The organism is Catonella sp. (genome assembly GCF_052173895.1).
Taxonomy (GTDB): domain Bacteria; phylum Bacillota; class Clostridia; order Lachnospirales; family Lachnospiraceae; genus Catonella.
The window spans coordinates 13,376-29,127 of record NZ_JBQMXS010000007.1; the positions used below are offsets into that span (position 1 = coordinate 13,376).

Annotated in this window: 9 protein-coding genes; 1 reads left to right on the forward strand and 8 read right to left on the reverse strand. The window is 34.7% G+C overall.

Annotation, left to right across the window (positions count from 1 at the left end; all coding sequences use genetic code 11):
* Nucleotides 1-46: 46 nt before the first annotated feature.
* The 7 genes from ACTTG8_RS02725 to ACTTG8_RS02755 form a co-directional block, all read right to left on the reverse strand.
* The gene (locus ACTTG8_RS02725; protein ID WP_442560590.1) at nucleotides 47-3,586 is read right to left on the reverse strand and encodes a YDG domain-containing protein; all 3,540 of its coding nucleotides are present in this window, start codon (nucleotides 3,584-3,586) and stop codon (nucleotides 47-49) included.
* A 206-nt stretch (nucleotides 3,587-3,792) separates the two neighbouring features.
* A complete protein-coding gene (locus ACTTG8_RS02730; RefSeq protein WP_442560591.1) occupies nucleotides 3,793-6,909 on the reverse strand; it encodes an alpha-mannosidase in 3,117 nt (1,038 codons plus the stop codon).
* 119 nt (nucleotides 6,910-7,028) lie between these two features.
* Nucleotides 7,029-8,012: a glycoside hydrolase family 130 protein gene (locus ACTTG8_RS02735; RefSeq protein ID WP_442560592.1), complete on the reverse strand. Its 984-nt coding sequence runs from the start codon at nucleotides 8,010-8,012 to the stop codon at nucleotides 7,029-7,031.
* A gap of 141 nt (nucleotides 8,013-8,153) precedes the next feature.
* Entirely contained in the window at nucleotides 8,154-9,665 is a 1,512-nt protein-coding gene (locus ACTTG8_RS02740) for an ABC transporter substrate-binding protein (protein WP_442560593.1), read from the reverse strand.
* A gap of 62 nt (nucleotides 9,666-9,727) precedes the next feature.
* Nucleotides 9,728-10,639 (reverse strand): carbohydrate ABC transporter permease, encoded by a 912-nt coding sequence (locus ACTTG8_RS02745; RefSeq protein ID WP_442551911.1) that lies wholly within the window; start codon nucleotides 10,637-10,639, stop codon nucleotides 9,728-9,730.
* Between the two features lie 28 nt (nucleotides 10,640-10,667).
* Nucleotides 10,668-11,630: an ABC transporter permease gene (locus ACTTG8_RS02750; RefSeq protein ID WP_442560594.1), complete on the reverse strand. Its 963-nt coding sequence runs from the start codon at nucleotides 11,628-11,630 to the stop codon at nucleotides 10,668-10,670.
* 210 nt (nucleotides 11,631-11,840) lie between these two features.
* Entirely contained in the window at nucleotides 11,841-13,739 is a 1,899-nt protein-coding gene (locus tag ACTTG8_RS02755) for a family 20 glycosylhydrolase (RefSeq protein WP_442560595.1), read from the reverse strand.
* Nucleotides 13,740-14,010: 271 nt separating this feature from the next.
* Here ACTTG8_RS02755 and ACTTG8_RS02760 point away from each other — a divergent pair, with 271 nt between their 5' ends.
* Nucleotides 14,011-15,033 (forward strand): LacI family DNA-binding transcriptional regulator, encoded by a 1,023-nt coding sequence (locus ACTTG8_RS02760; protein WP_442560596.1) that lies wholly within the window; start codon nucleotides 14,011-14,013, stop codon nucleotides 15,031-15,033.
* A 116-nt stretch (nucleotides 15,034-15,149) separates the two neighbouring features.
* Here the strand turns inward: ACTTG8_RS02760 and ACTTG8_RS02765 are convergent, their stop codons facing one another.
* A complete protein-coding gene (locus ACTTG8_RS02765; RefSeq protein WP_442560597.1) occupies nucleotides 15,150-15,743 on the reverse strand; it encodes a putative ABC transporter permease in 594 nt (197 codons plus the stop codon).
* Nucleotides 15,744-15,752 lie beyond the last annotated feature (9 nt).

The following is a 15,752-nucleotide window of genomic DNA, read 5'->3' on the forward strand; positions in this document are numbered from 1 at the left end:
CCTGTGCATCATACTAAGCGTTCACATTATACTATATCACTAAAAATTATTTACTCTTCTTAGGAGCTTTATATCCTACTACATACTTAGTAAAGTATTTTGTACTGAAAGTAAGAGTTTTATTCTTAGCACTATAAGAAGTCTTAATGCGAACAGCCTTACCCTTCTTATTAAAATATGCAACATAAAGTCCGGTTGCTTTCTCTTTTGCAGATTTGTTATATGGAATACTTATCTTAGCTTTACCTTCTCCAAGATTAGTTATCTTTGTCTCTCCAGACTTTAGTGAAATCTTGTATACAGGTCTTTTTCCTGCTATTTTCTTTTCTTTGGCACTAAGCTTAGTAACAGAGGCTATAGAAAGATTAATATCTCCCTTACCCTTCTTATCAATAAGTGAAATTGCTTTGTTCTCAAGTTGTACCTTTACCTTAGCTGCTGTAACTTCAAAGGCTTTTATAGCAGACTCTATAAGACTGTTTAAAATACCTTTTTCAAGCTTAACATCTACAGATTTAGTTCCTTTTGGAACAGCAACTTTAAGCCTTACAATATTCTTCTCAGACTCCTTAGCAGCTTTCAAGACTTCCTTAATATCATCAGAAGATACTTTAGCCTCTGCCTTATTCTTTGATACTGACTCAGCAGCTATCTTTACCACAGGCTTAGTTGATTTCTTATCTGTACCTATCGTATCTATATTTTTAGATGATTCAGTCTTTTTATCTTCCTGCTTTTTATTTTCCTGCTTTTTATTTTCCTGCTTTTTATTTTCCTGCTTTTTATTTTCCTGCTTATTTTCTTTAGGTATCTCATGAACCCCATGCGAACCTATAACTCCTCCATTATTAGAAGAACTGTTATTTTCTTTTTCATTTAATATAATTTCCTTAAATACCGGTTTGGAAACCTCATGGGTAGTAGTCTCCTTAATATAGATACCTACTTTTATTTTATCACCAGCTATATGTTTTTTAACATTACTATCTTGCCAATTATCATCACCAAATTTATATCTTGCAAGTGCAATAGCTGCAATAGTAACTGTCTTATCCCCCTTTGCTCCTCCAACTTCTACATTAAGAGTAGGGAGTTCATTTCTTTTAAGCTTATTAAATGTTACTGTTCTACTTCCCTGAATACCTGCACCATATTCTCCATCTGCTTTTATACGGGCATAGAAATTAACAGTTGATTTAGGCTCTATTGCACCAAATGTAACAGCACCATTAACAGCAGCAGGTGTTATCCAGTTTACTAAGTCCTTTGAATATTCGTATGTCTTTCCTGCAAGAGCAACCTCAACAGTTTTTACCCTGTATTCAAATTTATTTGCATTAGACGGATCTACATAATATGTCCCCTCTTCTAATCTAGGGGCAGGAGCACCATATGTATTCTTACTTACATCAACTGTCTGCTCGGTATCTGATGAAGGCTTGCGTGTATTTGTAGCCTTAAAACGTGCTTTTATAATAACAGAAGTATTGTTATCAATCTTATCCTTTATACCATCCTCTGAATAAACGGCATCACCAAATTTATACTCTACTCCGGCTTTAGTAACAATAGTAATTTTCTTCTTACCCGAAGTCGCACTGTCAGTAACCTTAAACTGAAGAACAGGCTTATTAGGATTATCTATCTTATTAAATGTAATCTCATTACTTTTGGCAGGCTCACTTGCCTCCATATTTTCTGTAGCTTTTCTTCTCATATAAAACGTATGTTTACTACCTGGTGCTATTCCTTTAAATACGTTGCTATCCTGCCATTTTTCCTCAACTTTATCATCCATCTGGTACTGAGGATGGTAATCAGATGAATCCTCACTTACTATATACTTAAACTTATTATCAGGATCATCTTCATCTACATAAACAGTTCCGGCAATACGAGGTGCATCAAATTTACCCTTCTTAATTTCCTGCCCGGTTAGTATAAATGTATCTTTTTCAAGGTTATAATTAGTATTAGCTGTATTTTTAAGAGTTACTTTTACAGTTACAGTCTTATTTTTACCTGCATTTTTATCAGAAAATGTACCGGTTACATCATAATCTGTACCCTTAATTAAAGTATTAGCCTTTACACCTTCTAAATTAACTGCCGTAACTGTTGCATTCGTCTTTCCATTGTATGTCTTTTGTTCTATAGTAGCTCCTTTAATATTAAGTGTAGCTTTATTAATCTTCCACTTTTTCTCAATACTTCCACCATAGTTACCTTTACCTGCTATTGTTAATGTATGCTCTCCGGCATTTGTAGCTTTATCGCCTGTAATAGTATAGTCTGTAGGTGCATTAAGAGTAATCTCACCTAATTTAACTGAATTAATTGTTATTACTCTCTGTTCACCATTATAATCCCAAGGAGCTAAATTTGCTGAAACTTCAGCAGACGCAATCTTTTTTGGTGTAACTTGGAAAACCTTTTTAATTTTTCCTCTATAACCTTTATCAGATTTCAAATTAATTTCTACTTCTTTATTATTACCGACATTTATTTTATCATCATCAAGTACTTTTACATCATAATCCTCACCCTTTTTAAGTACCTTTTCTCCACCTAAAATATGTCTATTTACTTTTACTGTAACTTCCGGAGTTACATCTTTTCCGGTAAACTCTACATCTTTAACTGTTACATCTTCATCAGCAACTTCCACTAGCAATTGCGAGTTTTCAGGCTTTCTTAAATCTGTTATGTTAGGATTACCATATATTACACCAAATCCATCTTTAAGTTTCACAGACTTATCTGAATCAACAGTAACAGTAGTTCCTATATAAACTACACCTTTTGTTAATTCTTCATCGAATGCACCAGCCATCTCAGGATTTTTAAAATATATTACACTATCTCCATCTAATACAAGCTTACTTGGCTTATTCAAACCTACTGTATCTACAGCCAAAACACTTTTACCTGTAAGTCTAAGTTCACCCACTGCCTTTATTGTTTTGTCACAATATATTTTACTATTCTCAATTTCAATTTTAGATAATTCTGTCTTTAAGCTTACTTTTTTAAGATAAAGACTTCCATTTCCACTTATAGTAAGGTCTTCATTAGCACTTTTACTTCCTATTGTATATGTATCTTCAGAACCTGTATAAGAAATAGAATTTGTTCCAACTAACTTTAAGTTAACCTTTCCACCACTAAAACTGAAAAGTCCTTTATTACTTCCTTCAATCTTTTTTGCTGAAGTTAAATAACAATTTTCCAAAGTTATATCAGCATTTGCAACATTTTCAATCTCAATATTAGCATCTGCTACCGGATTTCCATTAGTTGTAAAAACATAAGCTCCTGTATGTGCTTGTAATACCCCACCGTCTACGGTATATCCGGCAGCTGTAATCTTAATTTTTTTATCTTTCTCAAGGGTCAAGCTCTTAGCAGCTGTATCTGCCACTATCGTCCTTTTTGTCACACTATATGTTGAGCCTAAACTATTATTATCACTCACACCTCCCAACACAGGCACACTTGTTCCCTGAACCGTAAGGACAGCTGCCATTGCAAGAGGAATTATCTTCTTCTGTAGTTTCTTACTATGCTTTGCTTTATTAATTTTCATTCTTTTTACTCCCTAGTAAAAATTTTATTTTCGTGGAAAATATAACTATTTTCCTTTTCTATGATAATATTATAGCATTAAAATGTATATAATTGCAATTACAAAATCCTTAATAATATGATATTTAAATATAATTAACCCAAACTACTCACATTTTACACTATAATTGTAAAAGTCATGAGTAATTTGGGTCATCTTATTAGCACTTATCTAAATTTAACTGTATACACTTCAAAAGGCTTAAGCTTAAGACTAACTTCTTTTACCTTCTTTCCATAAGCATTTACAACTTCTTCTACTTTAAGTTCCTCTTCCTCATTTTCAAGGAGGTCGCAAGCAAATGCCTTTGTAAACTCAGTATCAACAAAAAGCTTTACAGAAGTTTTTGCATTATCTCTCTCGTAAAGTCTTACAACTGTTCCTTCACCGTCTTCAGCCTTCTTAATTGTCTCTATTACCACATTCTTCTTATCTACACTTGCATAAGAATATACAGCCTCAGCCATAGCCTTATCTACTACCTTAAGTGGCTGGTTAAGGTTATAGGCCTCATCAGATACATTGCTATAACGCCAGTTTTCAGCGTGTGGATAGAGTGCATAAGTAAAGAAATGCTCCTCCTGGTCGGTTGTAGGATTTGGCTCTATACCTGATTTAATAAGGGTAAGACCAATTACACCATCTCTTACTGAATGGCCATACTTACAATCATTAAGAAGTGCAACACCATAGTGTCCTTCTGAGAAATCCATCCACTTCTGAGCACAGCTTTCAAATCTTGCCTCATCCCAGCTTGTGTTAGTATGTACCTTTCTTACAGCGTTACCAAACTGAATCTCAAATGTAGCCTCATCAGAATGAATATCAACAGGGAAATGTACCTTTAACAGATGCTGATTATCTTTCCAGTCTACAAAGGTTTCAAAATCTATTCTTCTGTTATCGGCATAGAAATGAATCTTCTGTTTGATAACAGAATTGCTTATCTTTCTTTCTACAAGAAGTGTTGCTCTTACCTCTCCTATTTCAATCCATTCCATCTTTTCTACTGAAAGTACATCCCAGTATTTCTCTGTATGGAAAATGTCTATATCCCAGTTATCATAATAAATAGGCTTATCCTCATACATACGGAAAAGATTTCCCTTTTCTCCTGCCCTTAATACTTCCCTGTCATTTTCCTTATCGAAAATACTGCTAAAAAGAGCATTTTCATCAAGTACAATCTTATAAAACGGAGTTTCGAGAGTTCTATCTCCTGTAAGTTTAAATGGGAGTTCTTCCTTTTTCTCACTTTTATCAAAGTAAAGAGTTCTATAACCCTTTGATGGAATATTCTCCACAAAAGCTACCACTCCGTCTTTTGTAAACTGTACTTTTACGGTTGTACCATCTTCGTATTTAAGACTTTCGTACTCTCCCTCAGGAAGTATAGCTATATCTGAACGGTTATGTCCTGTAGTATTCCATACGGTTATGCCTGTATCCTCTTCTGCAAGAACTTCAAGTCTTGCAGAAGTTTCTTTTTCAAGATTTTTGGCAATTCTATCATACTCTTCCTTTGTTACCTCATACACTTCTTTAATTGAAGAACCCGGAAGTATATCGTGGAACTGGTTAAGCAGCACTACTTTCCACATTTCATCAAGTTCTTTAACCGGATAAGCAAGTTTTTTATCAGCAAGTACCGAGAAGAATTCAAGATCCATAAGTCCAAGCTCAGACTTTCTATTACTCCTTTTATTTCTTGCCATAGAGGTATAGGTTCCTCTATGGTACTCAAAATATAGCTCTCCTTCCCATGTTTCAAGCCTCTTATTGTCTTTTACCTTTGTTTCAAGCTCTTCAAAGTATTTACCGGCAAATTCTCTTCTTACCTTAGGTATACCCTTAACTCCTTTTTCCATTCTTCTTGCAGTTTCAAGCATCTCCCTTGTAGGGCCGCCGCCACCATCACCAAAGCCGTATGATATAAGAATATCGTTATTTATACGCTTGTTCTGATATCTCTCCCATCCACCCATCAAAGCATCAGGGTGCAGTTCTCCGTTGTAGGTAGTAAAGAAGTTTACTACAGGCTGTCCTATTCCAAGTGTGGTTATCATATGAGTAAAAATCTCTGAACCATCTATTCCACGCCAAATAAAAGTATCATTCGGAATCTTGTTAAACTGGTTCCATGCAAGCTTTGTTGTCATAAAATACTTAATACCACTTTTCTTCATTATCTGTGGAAGTGAGCCTGAATAACCGAATACATCAGGCAGCCAAAGTACCTTATTGTCTACTCCAAATTCCTCTTTGAAGAACTTTTTGCCATGCATAAACTGTCTTACAAGTGACTCACCGGAAGTAAGGTTACAGTCTGCCTCAAGCCACATACCACCTTCAGGCTCCCAAACTCCCTCTTTCACCTTTTCCTTAATCTTCTCATAGATTTCAGGATATCTCTCTTTAAGGAATACATATAGCTGTGGCTGACTTGACATAAACTTATACTCTGGATACTCTTCCATAAGTTTTAATACAGTAGCAAAACTTCTTGCAACTTTCTCCCTAGTCTGAGCTACTGTCCACCACCAAGCCACATCTATATGGGTATGTCCTATACAGGTAGCTATTACATCACTGTACCCTGCATGGTCTTCATATAAAGCCTTTTTAAGATAATCTCTTGCTGCCTTTATTCCTGCATAAAATTCCTCTGTATAAGGCGTTCTAAGATCAAGGAAGTTTACTGCTGTATTCAGTATTTCCTCAATATCCTGCCTGTTTTTATCATCCTCTGCCATTCTAGGGAAGGCAGAAAGAGGTACCCACAGGTCAAAATAAAGTCCTTCTACCTCTTCATCTATTTCAATTATTGATGCAATGAAAAGGAACTCATCATGTAAAATTCCACTATATGCCTGAATATCAAAATTAAGCTCCTCTCCACCCTTAAAGCTATCTCCTAAGAATAAGAGCCTGTGGTTCATGTCCATGCCCTGTACTACTTCACCATTTATAAATACAAGGAACTGTGGATTCTTGGCATCATCCCATTCTTCTATTTGAGTAGCAAGTTTTAAGAAAATTCTTTTTCCTGCCATATTTTCAGGAACAACAAATTTTTTCTTAAACCAATAATGCTTATCTTTACCGTACCAATGCATATTTACAGAGTCAAACTCTTCAAAACTTGCCTCAGCCTTCTCTGCCTCACAAGGCCTAAAAAATCTTCCCTCTTTATACTGCCATTTATCTAAATCAAGCTTTTGCTTTATTTTAAGCTTGTTAAGATTATCACAAATGACCTTGATACGCTTATCTAAAAATCTCATAATTTTCTCCTATTAAAAATTTTCACCCAAATCATTCAACTTTTCTTTTGTATAACATCAAAATAGCATACAGAGATATGTTTCACAAGATATTTTGAACAATTTGGGTTTAATATTTACTATAGTGTATTCTTTTTAATATAGTCAACAAGCCTGTCTACTGTTGTAAAAGCAAGTCCTGTTACTGTATCTGCGCAACCATAGTAAATAGCTATCTTTCCACTTTCTTTATCATGAAGTGCCGCACAAGGGAATACTACATTTGGAACATCACCCATACACTCATACTGTTCCCAAGGAGCTAAAATATAGTTTTTGCTACGAGCCAAAACTTTCCAAGGTTCATTTAAATCAAGAAGGGCTGCTCCCATACGGTATACAAAGCCGTTACAGGTATTTATAACTCCATGATAAATCATAAGCCAACCTTCATCTGTTTCAATAGGAATAGGTCCCGGACCTATCTTAGTAGACTGCCAAGCAGAAATATCATCTTTAATTGTACCCATTACATGTCTATGTCTTCCCCAAAATTCCATGTCCTTACTCTGACTTATAAAGATATCTCCAAAAGGAGTATGACCGTTATCACTAGGTCTGTTAAGCATCATATAAAGACCGTTTATTTTTCTTGGGAACAAAACTCCATTTCTGTTAAATGGCAAGAACGCATTTTCAAGCTGTACAAATTTCTTAAAATCAAAGGTATATGCAATTCCGATGGTTGGACCATGATAACCGTTACACCAAGTCACATAGTATCTGTCCTCTATAAAACACACTCTAGGGTCATACCTGTATTCTCTCTTTAATATTTCTTCGTCAGCACCTTCAAACTTTACAGGCTCATCCTCTATTTCCCAGTTAATTCCGTCTTTACTCTTTCCTACAAAGATATCCATACTTATAGAACGGCTATCGCATCTGAATACTCCGGCAAATCCGTCTTCAAATCTCACTACCGCACTGTTAAATACACTGTTTGAAATTTTATTTCCATTCCTACCTATAATTGGATTACCGGAATACCTCCATACAGGTTCTTTACCTCCTGTATTATCTTCCTCCCAAGGAATCTGTGGCAATCTAATCTCACTACTCATCTTTTTCTCCTTATATTTTATAAAATAAGAGTTTTTTCCGTCCATCGCCCACTCTACGGACAAATTCAGGAAAAAACTCTTCTATTTTCATAAAACAGTGTCTAATTTTGTCTTATGCTTATCTGTATCTAAATTTTGTTCTTATTTAGCAGAGTCAATCTGAGCCTGAGCCTTCTGCATCATATCATCAAAACCTGCTTCTCTCATTTCCTTCATCATCTCAGGAATTACCTTTTCAGGATCTGATGTACCTGTGTAAAGCTCACTTCTGTACTTATTAAGAATTTCACCACAGTTAAGAAGCTCGTTCTCAAACTCTGAAACATCAAGGTTAATACCAAGAACAGGAGAAGGAACTGCATTTGCATTAAGCTCCTTAACCTCATCCCACTGATTGAAGTCTACATCATCAGTCTGAGAAACTGTAAAGAATGTAGCCTGTGAGTACATAGGCATTGGCCATCTCTTTGTTTCATCTTCTGCCTTATGAACCTTCTTATCATCTGTATAAGTAAAGTTCTCACCCTCAAGACCATAAGCAAACATATCTCTTACCTTAGTATCAAGGTTAAGAAGCTGTAAGAACTGAAGAGCTTTACCCGGGTTCTTGCTGTTTGCAGAAATACAGTTCATAGAACCACCAACGGTAGAGTTAGAAAGAACAGTTTTACCCCACTGGAAAGTCTCAACTTCCTTACCTATACCTGGTCCCCAAACAGTCTTTCCTGCACCCTTCCATCCCCAAGCTACAAACATAGCCTTATACTTAGGAGTTTCTGTTGCAACTGCTGCATCTGTATTTATAACCTTGTTCTGATACCACTTATGAAGAAGTTTGAAATCTTCCATTACTTCAGGCTGCTCGTATACTGGAACAAGTTTCTTCTCACCACCATCATACTTAACACCAAGACCAACAAGTCCCATAGAGTCATATCTAAGATCAACGAGACCTGAAACACCGTCTTTATTCATAATAAATGGAGCCTGAGACTCATTCTTAGCCATTTCCATTACATATGGATCTAAATCCTTTAATGAATTAACTTTTGAACCATCAATCTTATACTTATCTACCATGTCCTTATCAATAACGAAGTACTCACTTCTTGAGCTGTCCTTATAAGTAGGAACTGCATAAACTGAACCATCAACTTTTACTGCATCCCAAAACTTCTCAGGAATAAAGCTCTTGAGTTCAGAAGCATCTGAATCTAAAAGGCTGGTAATGTCAAGGAAAGCTCCGTCATGAACATTCTTAACATAAGAACCTGAATCGGTAAACATAATGTCATAATCAGCGCCTGTATTAAGACTGGTGTTTCTCTTCTCACCCCAGTTATCCCAAGTACCATATTCAAAATCAATATTTACACCAATCTTCTCTGCAAGATACTTATTAAGTTCATCTTTCCAAGCATCCATGTTTGTAGGAACACCACCACCAAGGAATACCCACTTAAGGTTTACAATCTCCTGAGGAGTCTCTGCTTCCTTCTGCTCCTTGTTGTCTGTTGTTGAAACAACAGAACTCTTCTTAGCTGAACTTGTCTGTTGCTGCTTATCTCCACCATTAGAACCACAAGCAGCCATACTGAGAATCATAGCAGTACTTAATGTAGCAGCTAATAATTTTCCCCATTTCTTTTTCATTACAAATCTCCTTTCATACTATACAAATTGTATTATATATTCTAAACGCTAATGCGTAAGAATCAACCTTTAACTGCTCCAATCGTAAGTCCGGTAACAAAATACCTCTGGAAAAACGGATAAGAACACGCAATAGGAACTACAATCAAAATTGCTATTGCCATTCTTGCAGACTCCTTAGGCATATTATTTAAATATTCCTGTGCAAGAGCTCCTGCTGTAGGGTTTTTAACAAGATAATCAATAGCCTTGATAATCTGATTCAAGAGTGCCTGAAGAGATTTCATCTTAGGATTATCAATGTATAAGGATGATAAAAACCAATCATTCCAGTAACCGAAACTAAGGAAAAGACCAATGGTAGCAATAACCGGTTTGGATATAGGAAGTACAATCCTGCTATAAATATTAAGCTGTGTTGCTCCATCTATCTTTGCTGATTCAACAACAGAGTCAGGAATTGTAGTTCTGAAGAATGTTTTACAAATTATGATATTGAAAGAAGATACAGCCATAGGTAAAATAAGTGCCCATATTGTATCTCTTAAATGGAGAAGTTTTACATTTACAACATAGCTTGAAATCAATCCTCCATTAAATATCATAGGAATAAATACTACCCAAGTAAAGAAATTCTTTAACTTATAAGTAGGTCTGGAAAGTACATAACCCATAGATGTAGTAAGTGCCAGACCTAAAACAGTACCTACAACAGTTACAAGAATAGAAACACCAACCGCAGTAAAAATCTGCTCTTTAGCCTCCCACAGAAAAACATAGGCAGATAACGATAATTCAGCCGGTATAAACTGATAACCATAATTCGCCAACGAATTTTCTGATGTTATCGAAATTATAAATACAAATATAACAGGTATAACACACATCAACGCCAAAATGATAAAAAGTATATTAAAAAGAATATTTGTGGTTGGCTTAATCTGATTCAACTTTTTATGCTTTCTTTGTTCCACTTTTTCTTCCTCCACATTTCTTAATAGCTTAAATAATAGCCTGATCCTTATCAATCTTCTTTACAATATAATTAGTAATCAGAATAGTACAGCAACAAGCAACAGACTGTGTAAGTGAGGTTGCCGCAAGTCTTCCCAAATCACCACCACCTAAAAGTGTATTATAAATATAAACATCAAAAGTATTTGATACCTCATAAAGAGAACCACTTGCTCCTCTTGTAAGCTGGTAGAAAAGTCCAAAGTCAGAATAGAAAATACCTCCTATACTGAGAATGAACATCATAATAACAATCGACTTCAAGCTAGGAAGTGTAATATACTTTACCTGCTGCCACTTGGTAGCACCGTCAATTACCGCCGCCTCATAAAGACTGCCATCAATTCCTGTGATACTGGCAAGATAGACTACCATTCCATATCCAACACCCTTCCACTGTCTCATAAAAACAAAAATACCCGGCCAGAACTTTGGTTCAGTATAAAAATTTATTCTTTCTCCACCAAAAGATTCTATTATATTATTAATAAGTCCTTTATCAGTATCAAGAAAAGCAATTACAAAGTAAGTTACCACAACCCAAGACATAAAATGAGGTAAGAACATCATTGTCTGATATACTTTAGACTTAAACTTACTGTGAATTAAACTTATCATAATTGCAAGCGTTACAGGAAGAAGAATTCCAAGTATAATAAATATAATATTATAGCCAATTGTATTTTTCAAAAGCAGCTTGAAATTTCCACTTTTTAAGAAAAACTCAAAATTCTTAAAACCAGCCCATTTACTTGTCATAAGATTTGCAAAAAAACCTTGACCAACTTTCATTTTATAATTCTTAAATGCGATGATAATTCCAAACATCGGTAAGTAACAAAAGCATACATACCATATAAAAGTTGGAATGCCAAGAAAAGTCAATTCGGTATCATCCCTAGTCCATTTTTTCTTTCTCTTTGGCAGTGTAGTTTCTTTTTTACTGCTCATTTTTTCCCTCCTCATTCATTTTGTAGAATTATCCTAAATAATTCCCATTCATTTTCCATCTGATTAACATATTATCATATTAATTAACATTTTGCAACATTTTATTTAATAATTTACGTTCAATTAAACATCAATTTTAACATTGAAATGTACAACCTGTATAACTTTACCAATAAATCTAAGAAGTTTAACGGGATTAACCGTAATAATTTACATTCCTCTTAGCTTATCTGCATACCAAAATACTACTTTAGTAACTCGGTTAAGCATACTCTCTTTTGAATCTGCCCTATATATCTCTTTATATCTCATAAACCAAGTTTCAAGTTCTTCAGCAAGCAGTTTTCTTTCATCATCCGACAGGCTTTCCGGTAAAACTACCACTCTTCCTACCCTGTTCCAAATATCAATTCCAATAATTGCATTATCTGCCTTTATAAATTCTGACTTATCAATACTGTCCATATAAAAGGCAGATTTTCTTAAATCCTTCCTAATCTGATAAAGTTTATCAGTTATTTCATCTGTCCTTTCCAAATCTTGTCTTATCTTCATAAACCTGGAATTAATCTCCGCATTAATTGCATGCAGGCTTGATTTATTTTTATCAAAACTTCCATCTCCCATCACACCTTCATGTACAATCACAGCTGCCCACCAATCATAAATCTGCTGTATAGCGGCATTTTTAAGCAGGTTAACATAGTTTTCTGTAATATCTCTATATTCGATACTAGAAATTGCTTTATTAACTTCTTCTTCAGTAATACCATTTTCCTTGGAATAAGCATCCAAATTCCAACTAAATATTCCACCATATATTATTCCCGGTGTAGAAAATGATATATCATTAATATGACCAAAATCTCCCCATTCTGTATTAAGAATTCCAACAGCATTGTAAGTTTTAGCATATTCACACATTATTTTTACGTTAGAATATGAAGTATCAAGTATGTTTAAGAATACATTCCAACCACAAACTCCCGGACAAAGATATAAATTAGCTCCTGCCTCTGCAATAGGCTTACAAATATCATCTTTTTGATCTGCTAAATATCCCCAAGCCATACATATTGTCTCTTTTGGAAGTTCCTTAATAAATTCAGGAAACTTACGGATAATATCTCCCCAAAACATAGGAATCTTACCCTTGCTTACTATGTATTCGCAGAGTTTCTTTAAAAAATCCATATACATCCTGTCCGTGCCTATTTTCTCTGCAAGCACCTTCGATCTTCCCTTGCCTAAGTCAAAGGTTTCATCTGCACAAATATTTACAAGCCCCGAACTAAATAGCGGCAAATACTCATCAAGCATCCTCTTAATAACTTCAAAAGAGCGATCATCTGCAACATTCACAGTATGATGCTGCATCTTTTCTAAAAAAGAAAAAGGCTTACCTGATGCATTCTCAAGTTCGCAAATATCCTCATAACTCTTCGTCCTAAGCAGTTCATAGAGATGACCAAAACTGGCAAGCGAAGGCACAAAATCAATATCTCGGTCTTTACAATACTTATCAAGCTCCATTATTTCCTCAGAAGTTAGCACACTGTCCTCTCTCCACATTTCTGAAAATCCTCTGAAAGCAAAAGACTGCTCTATGTAGAGCTGATACTGATTTATCTTATATCTTGAAAGCAGGTCAATCTGTTTTTTTAATGCAGCAAGCTTAAAACTTCTCCCTCTCGCCTGATCAAAGTAAAAACCTCTTACCTTAATATCCGGCTCATCTTCAATAATAAGTGTAGGTAGCAAAGCTCCTTTGCTCCTTATAATCTGACAAAGTGTCTGTATTCCATAACCCACTCCCACTCTATCTTTACCTATAATCTCAATTTTTTCTTCAGTTATGTGTAGAGAATATGCCTGCTCTGCAAATGTCTCATCAAGCTTTAAGCTAATATCTCCTTTTTCAGCTGTACCGGCTGTTACATCAACTTCTATGCCTGCAAAACGAAATAATTCATTCTTAAGAATCATTGGCAGCGCCCAACCCGTATTCACTTTCAATTCCTCAGTTTCTGCAACAATTCTCATTCCTGATTCTGCAAAAAATTCTCCACTATTTTCTACTAACTTTTTAGGTATTGGCAAAATATTCATATTCTGATCTCCTTAACAAATTTCTTTTATATTACTAAATGAATAGTAATATATATTTTACTTTTTTACAATATTATTTTTAAATTAATATTTTTAACTTGCACTTCATTTAACTCATATTAACTTATATACATGATGGCTAAAATTATCTTAATTCTAGTGTTTTTTCAATAAATTTCTTATTGACAATCACTCCTAAAGTTGATTATACTTAACATAAGTTAATAATCAACTTAACATTGTTAGCTAAATAAAGAAAGGTAGAATTTATATGAGTAAAGTAACAATGCAAGATGTTGCAGATGCTCTAGGTGTTTCCAGAGTTAGTGTATGGAAAGTTTTTAATGGCCAGCCCGGCGTATCTAACACACTTAAAAATAACGTCTTGGAAACAGCTGCAAAACTCGGCTATAATGGGCTTACTACAATTACATCTTTAGCTGAAAACATCAATAAATATAAAACTGTTTCTCTTGTAGTTTCAAGGCCGGATTCTTCTATTTTTTGGACTGATATAATACACAGCATAGCTAAGGAGCTTGCAACTCATAATGTCAATCTTATGTACACATATATTCCAAGTACATATAAAGATAATTTTCAACTCCCGGATATTCTTACAGGGGATAATATAGATGGAATCATTGTGCTTAATCTCTACGATAAGCATATAATCAAAAGAATAGCCAGGCTTGATACACCCAAACTTTTCCTAGATACCGTACCTTCTATAACTGAGAATATGCTAGACTGTGACTTAATGCTTATAGAAGGTAAAATTTCTATCTCTGAAATTGTGAATGACGTAATTAAAAAAGGCTGTAAAAGACTAGGTTTTATCGGAGATGTCCATTACGCCAGAACCAATTTAGAACGCTATTATGGTTATACTGACAGCCTCACAAGGCACAATATTTCTTTTGATTCATCCATCTGCTTTACAGACACCATAGGAATATCAAGTTATCAGAATCGAATTTTTGCTTTTCTGGATTCCATCACCAACATGCCTGATGCCTTTATATGTGTAAGTGACTATGTAGCACAATTTGTGGCCATGTACGTATCAAAATATCCTGAGCGTTTCATAAAACCTATTATATTAACAGGATTTGACGGCAATAAGGAATATGTAAACGTTGCCGATAAGATAACCACTGCAAATGTCAATACACGACAGCTAGGCAGAAGACTTGCCTTACAAATACTTTACCGTATGGACTATCCTAATTCTCCAAGAGAAACCATCTATACTCATCCTGAAGTCTCTTACTTAGATTCATACTTTTCATAACTATATAAGCTAAAAAGTATTTTTAACTTCTTTTCTAAAGATACAGGTTCTATATTACCTGTAAATTTTAACTTCTATAGCAAAAGGCTGTGCATATAATAATGCACAGCCTTTTTTTAACTCCACCTTGATTTAAACGATTTAACTCTCTCTCCTATCTTATCTTTCTGCTCTTCAAGATCTATATCAAAAACTTTTATAAACTGTATCATATAGTCTACAAAAACAATAAAGAATACAACACTAATAATTACAACTCCAAGCTCTCTATGTATATGGTCTACTAATCCATATACGGCACTTTGAAGAAAATATACTATGCCCAGCGCATAAAACCCCCATGCAATTGTACTCTCAAGACATATTATACCTTTATAGTTAAATGGTTTTTCATTATAATCCCACCAAAGAGCCCCCAAGAACTTTATCATCAACTTTCCTACTATGAACTCAAATATAGTCGCTGATATAGCTCCTGCAATATATATACCCAAATAATTACCTTTAAGAGGACTCAAAATAATATATCCTACCATCGCTCCAACTCCATAAATTGGACAAAATGGACCTTTTCCAAACCCCCTGTTTGTTATCTTTCTATTACAGAAAGACATATAAATTGACTCCACAAGCCACCCCAGCATGCTGTAGACAATAAATGCACCGACCAAATGATATATGTCTGTGTCAAATATTTCTCTTTCCCACATCTGTGAATA

Coding starts and splice junctions, on each gene's coding strand:
- ACTTG8_RS02740 (WP_442560593.1), bottom strand. CDS start 9,665: ATGAAAAAGAAATGGGGAAAATTATTAGCTGCTACATTAAGTACTGCT.
- ACTTG8_RS02735 (WP_442560592.1), bottom strand. CDS start 8,012: ATGAGTAGTGAGATTAGATTGCCACAGATTCCTTGGGAGGAAGATAAT.
- ACTTG8_RS02755 (WP_442560595.1), bottom strand. CDS start 13,739: ATGAATATTTTGCCAATACCTAAAAAGTTAGTAGAAAATAGTGGAGAA.
- ACTTG8_RS02765 (WP_442560597.1), bottom strand. CDS start 15,743: ATGTGGGAAAGAGAAATATTTGACACAGACATATATCATTTGGTCGGT.
- ACTTG8_RS02725 (WP_442560590.1), bottom strand. CDS start 3,586: ATGAAAATTAATAAAGCAAAGCATAGTAAGAAACTACAGAAGAAGATA.
- ACTTG8_RS02760 (WP_442560596.1), top strand. CDS start 14,011: ATGAGTAAAGTAACAATGCAAGATGTTGCAGATGCTCTAGGTGTTTCC.
- ACTTG8_RS02750 (WP_442560594.1), bottom strand. CDS start 11,630: ATGAGCAGTAAAAAAGAAACTACACTGCCAAAGAGAAAGAAAAAATGG.
- ACTTG8_RS02730 (WP_442560591.1), bottom strand. CDS start 6,909: ATGAGATTTTTAGATAAGCGTATCAAGGTCATTTGTGATAATCTTAAC.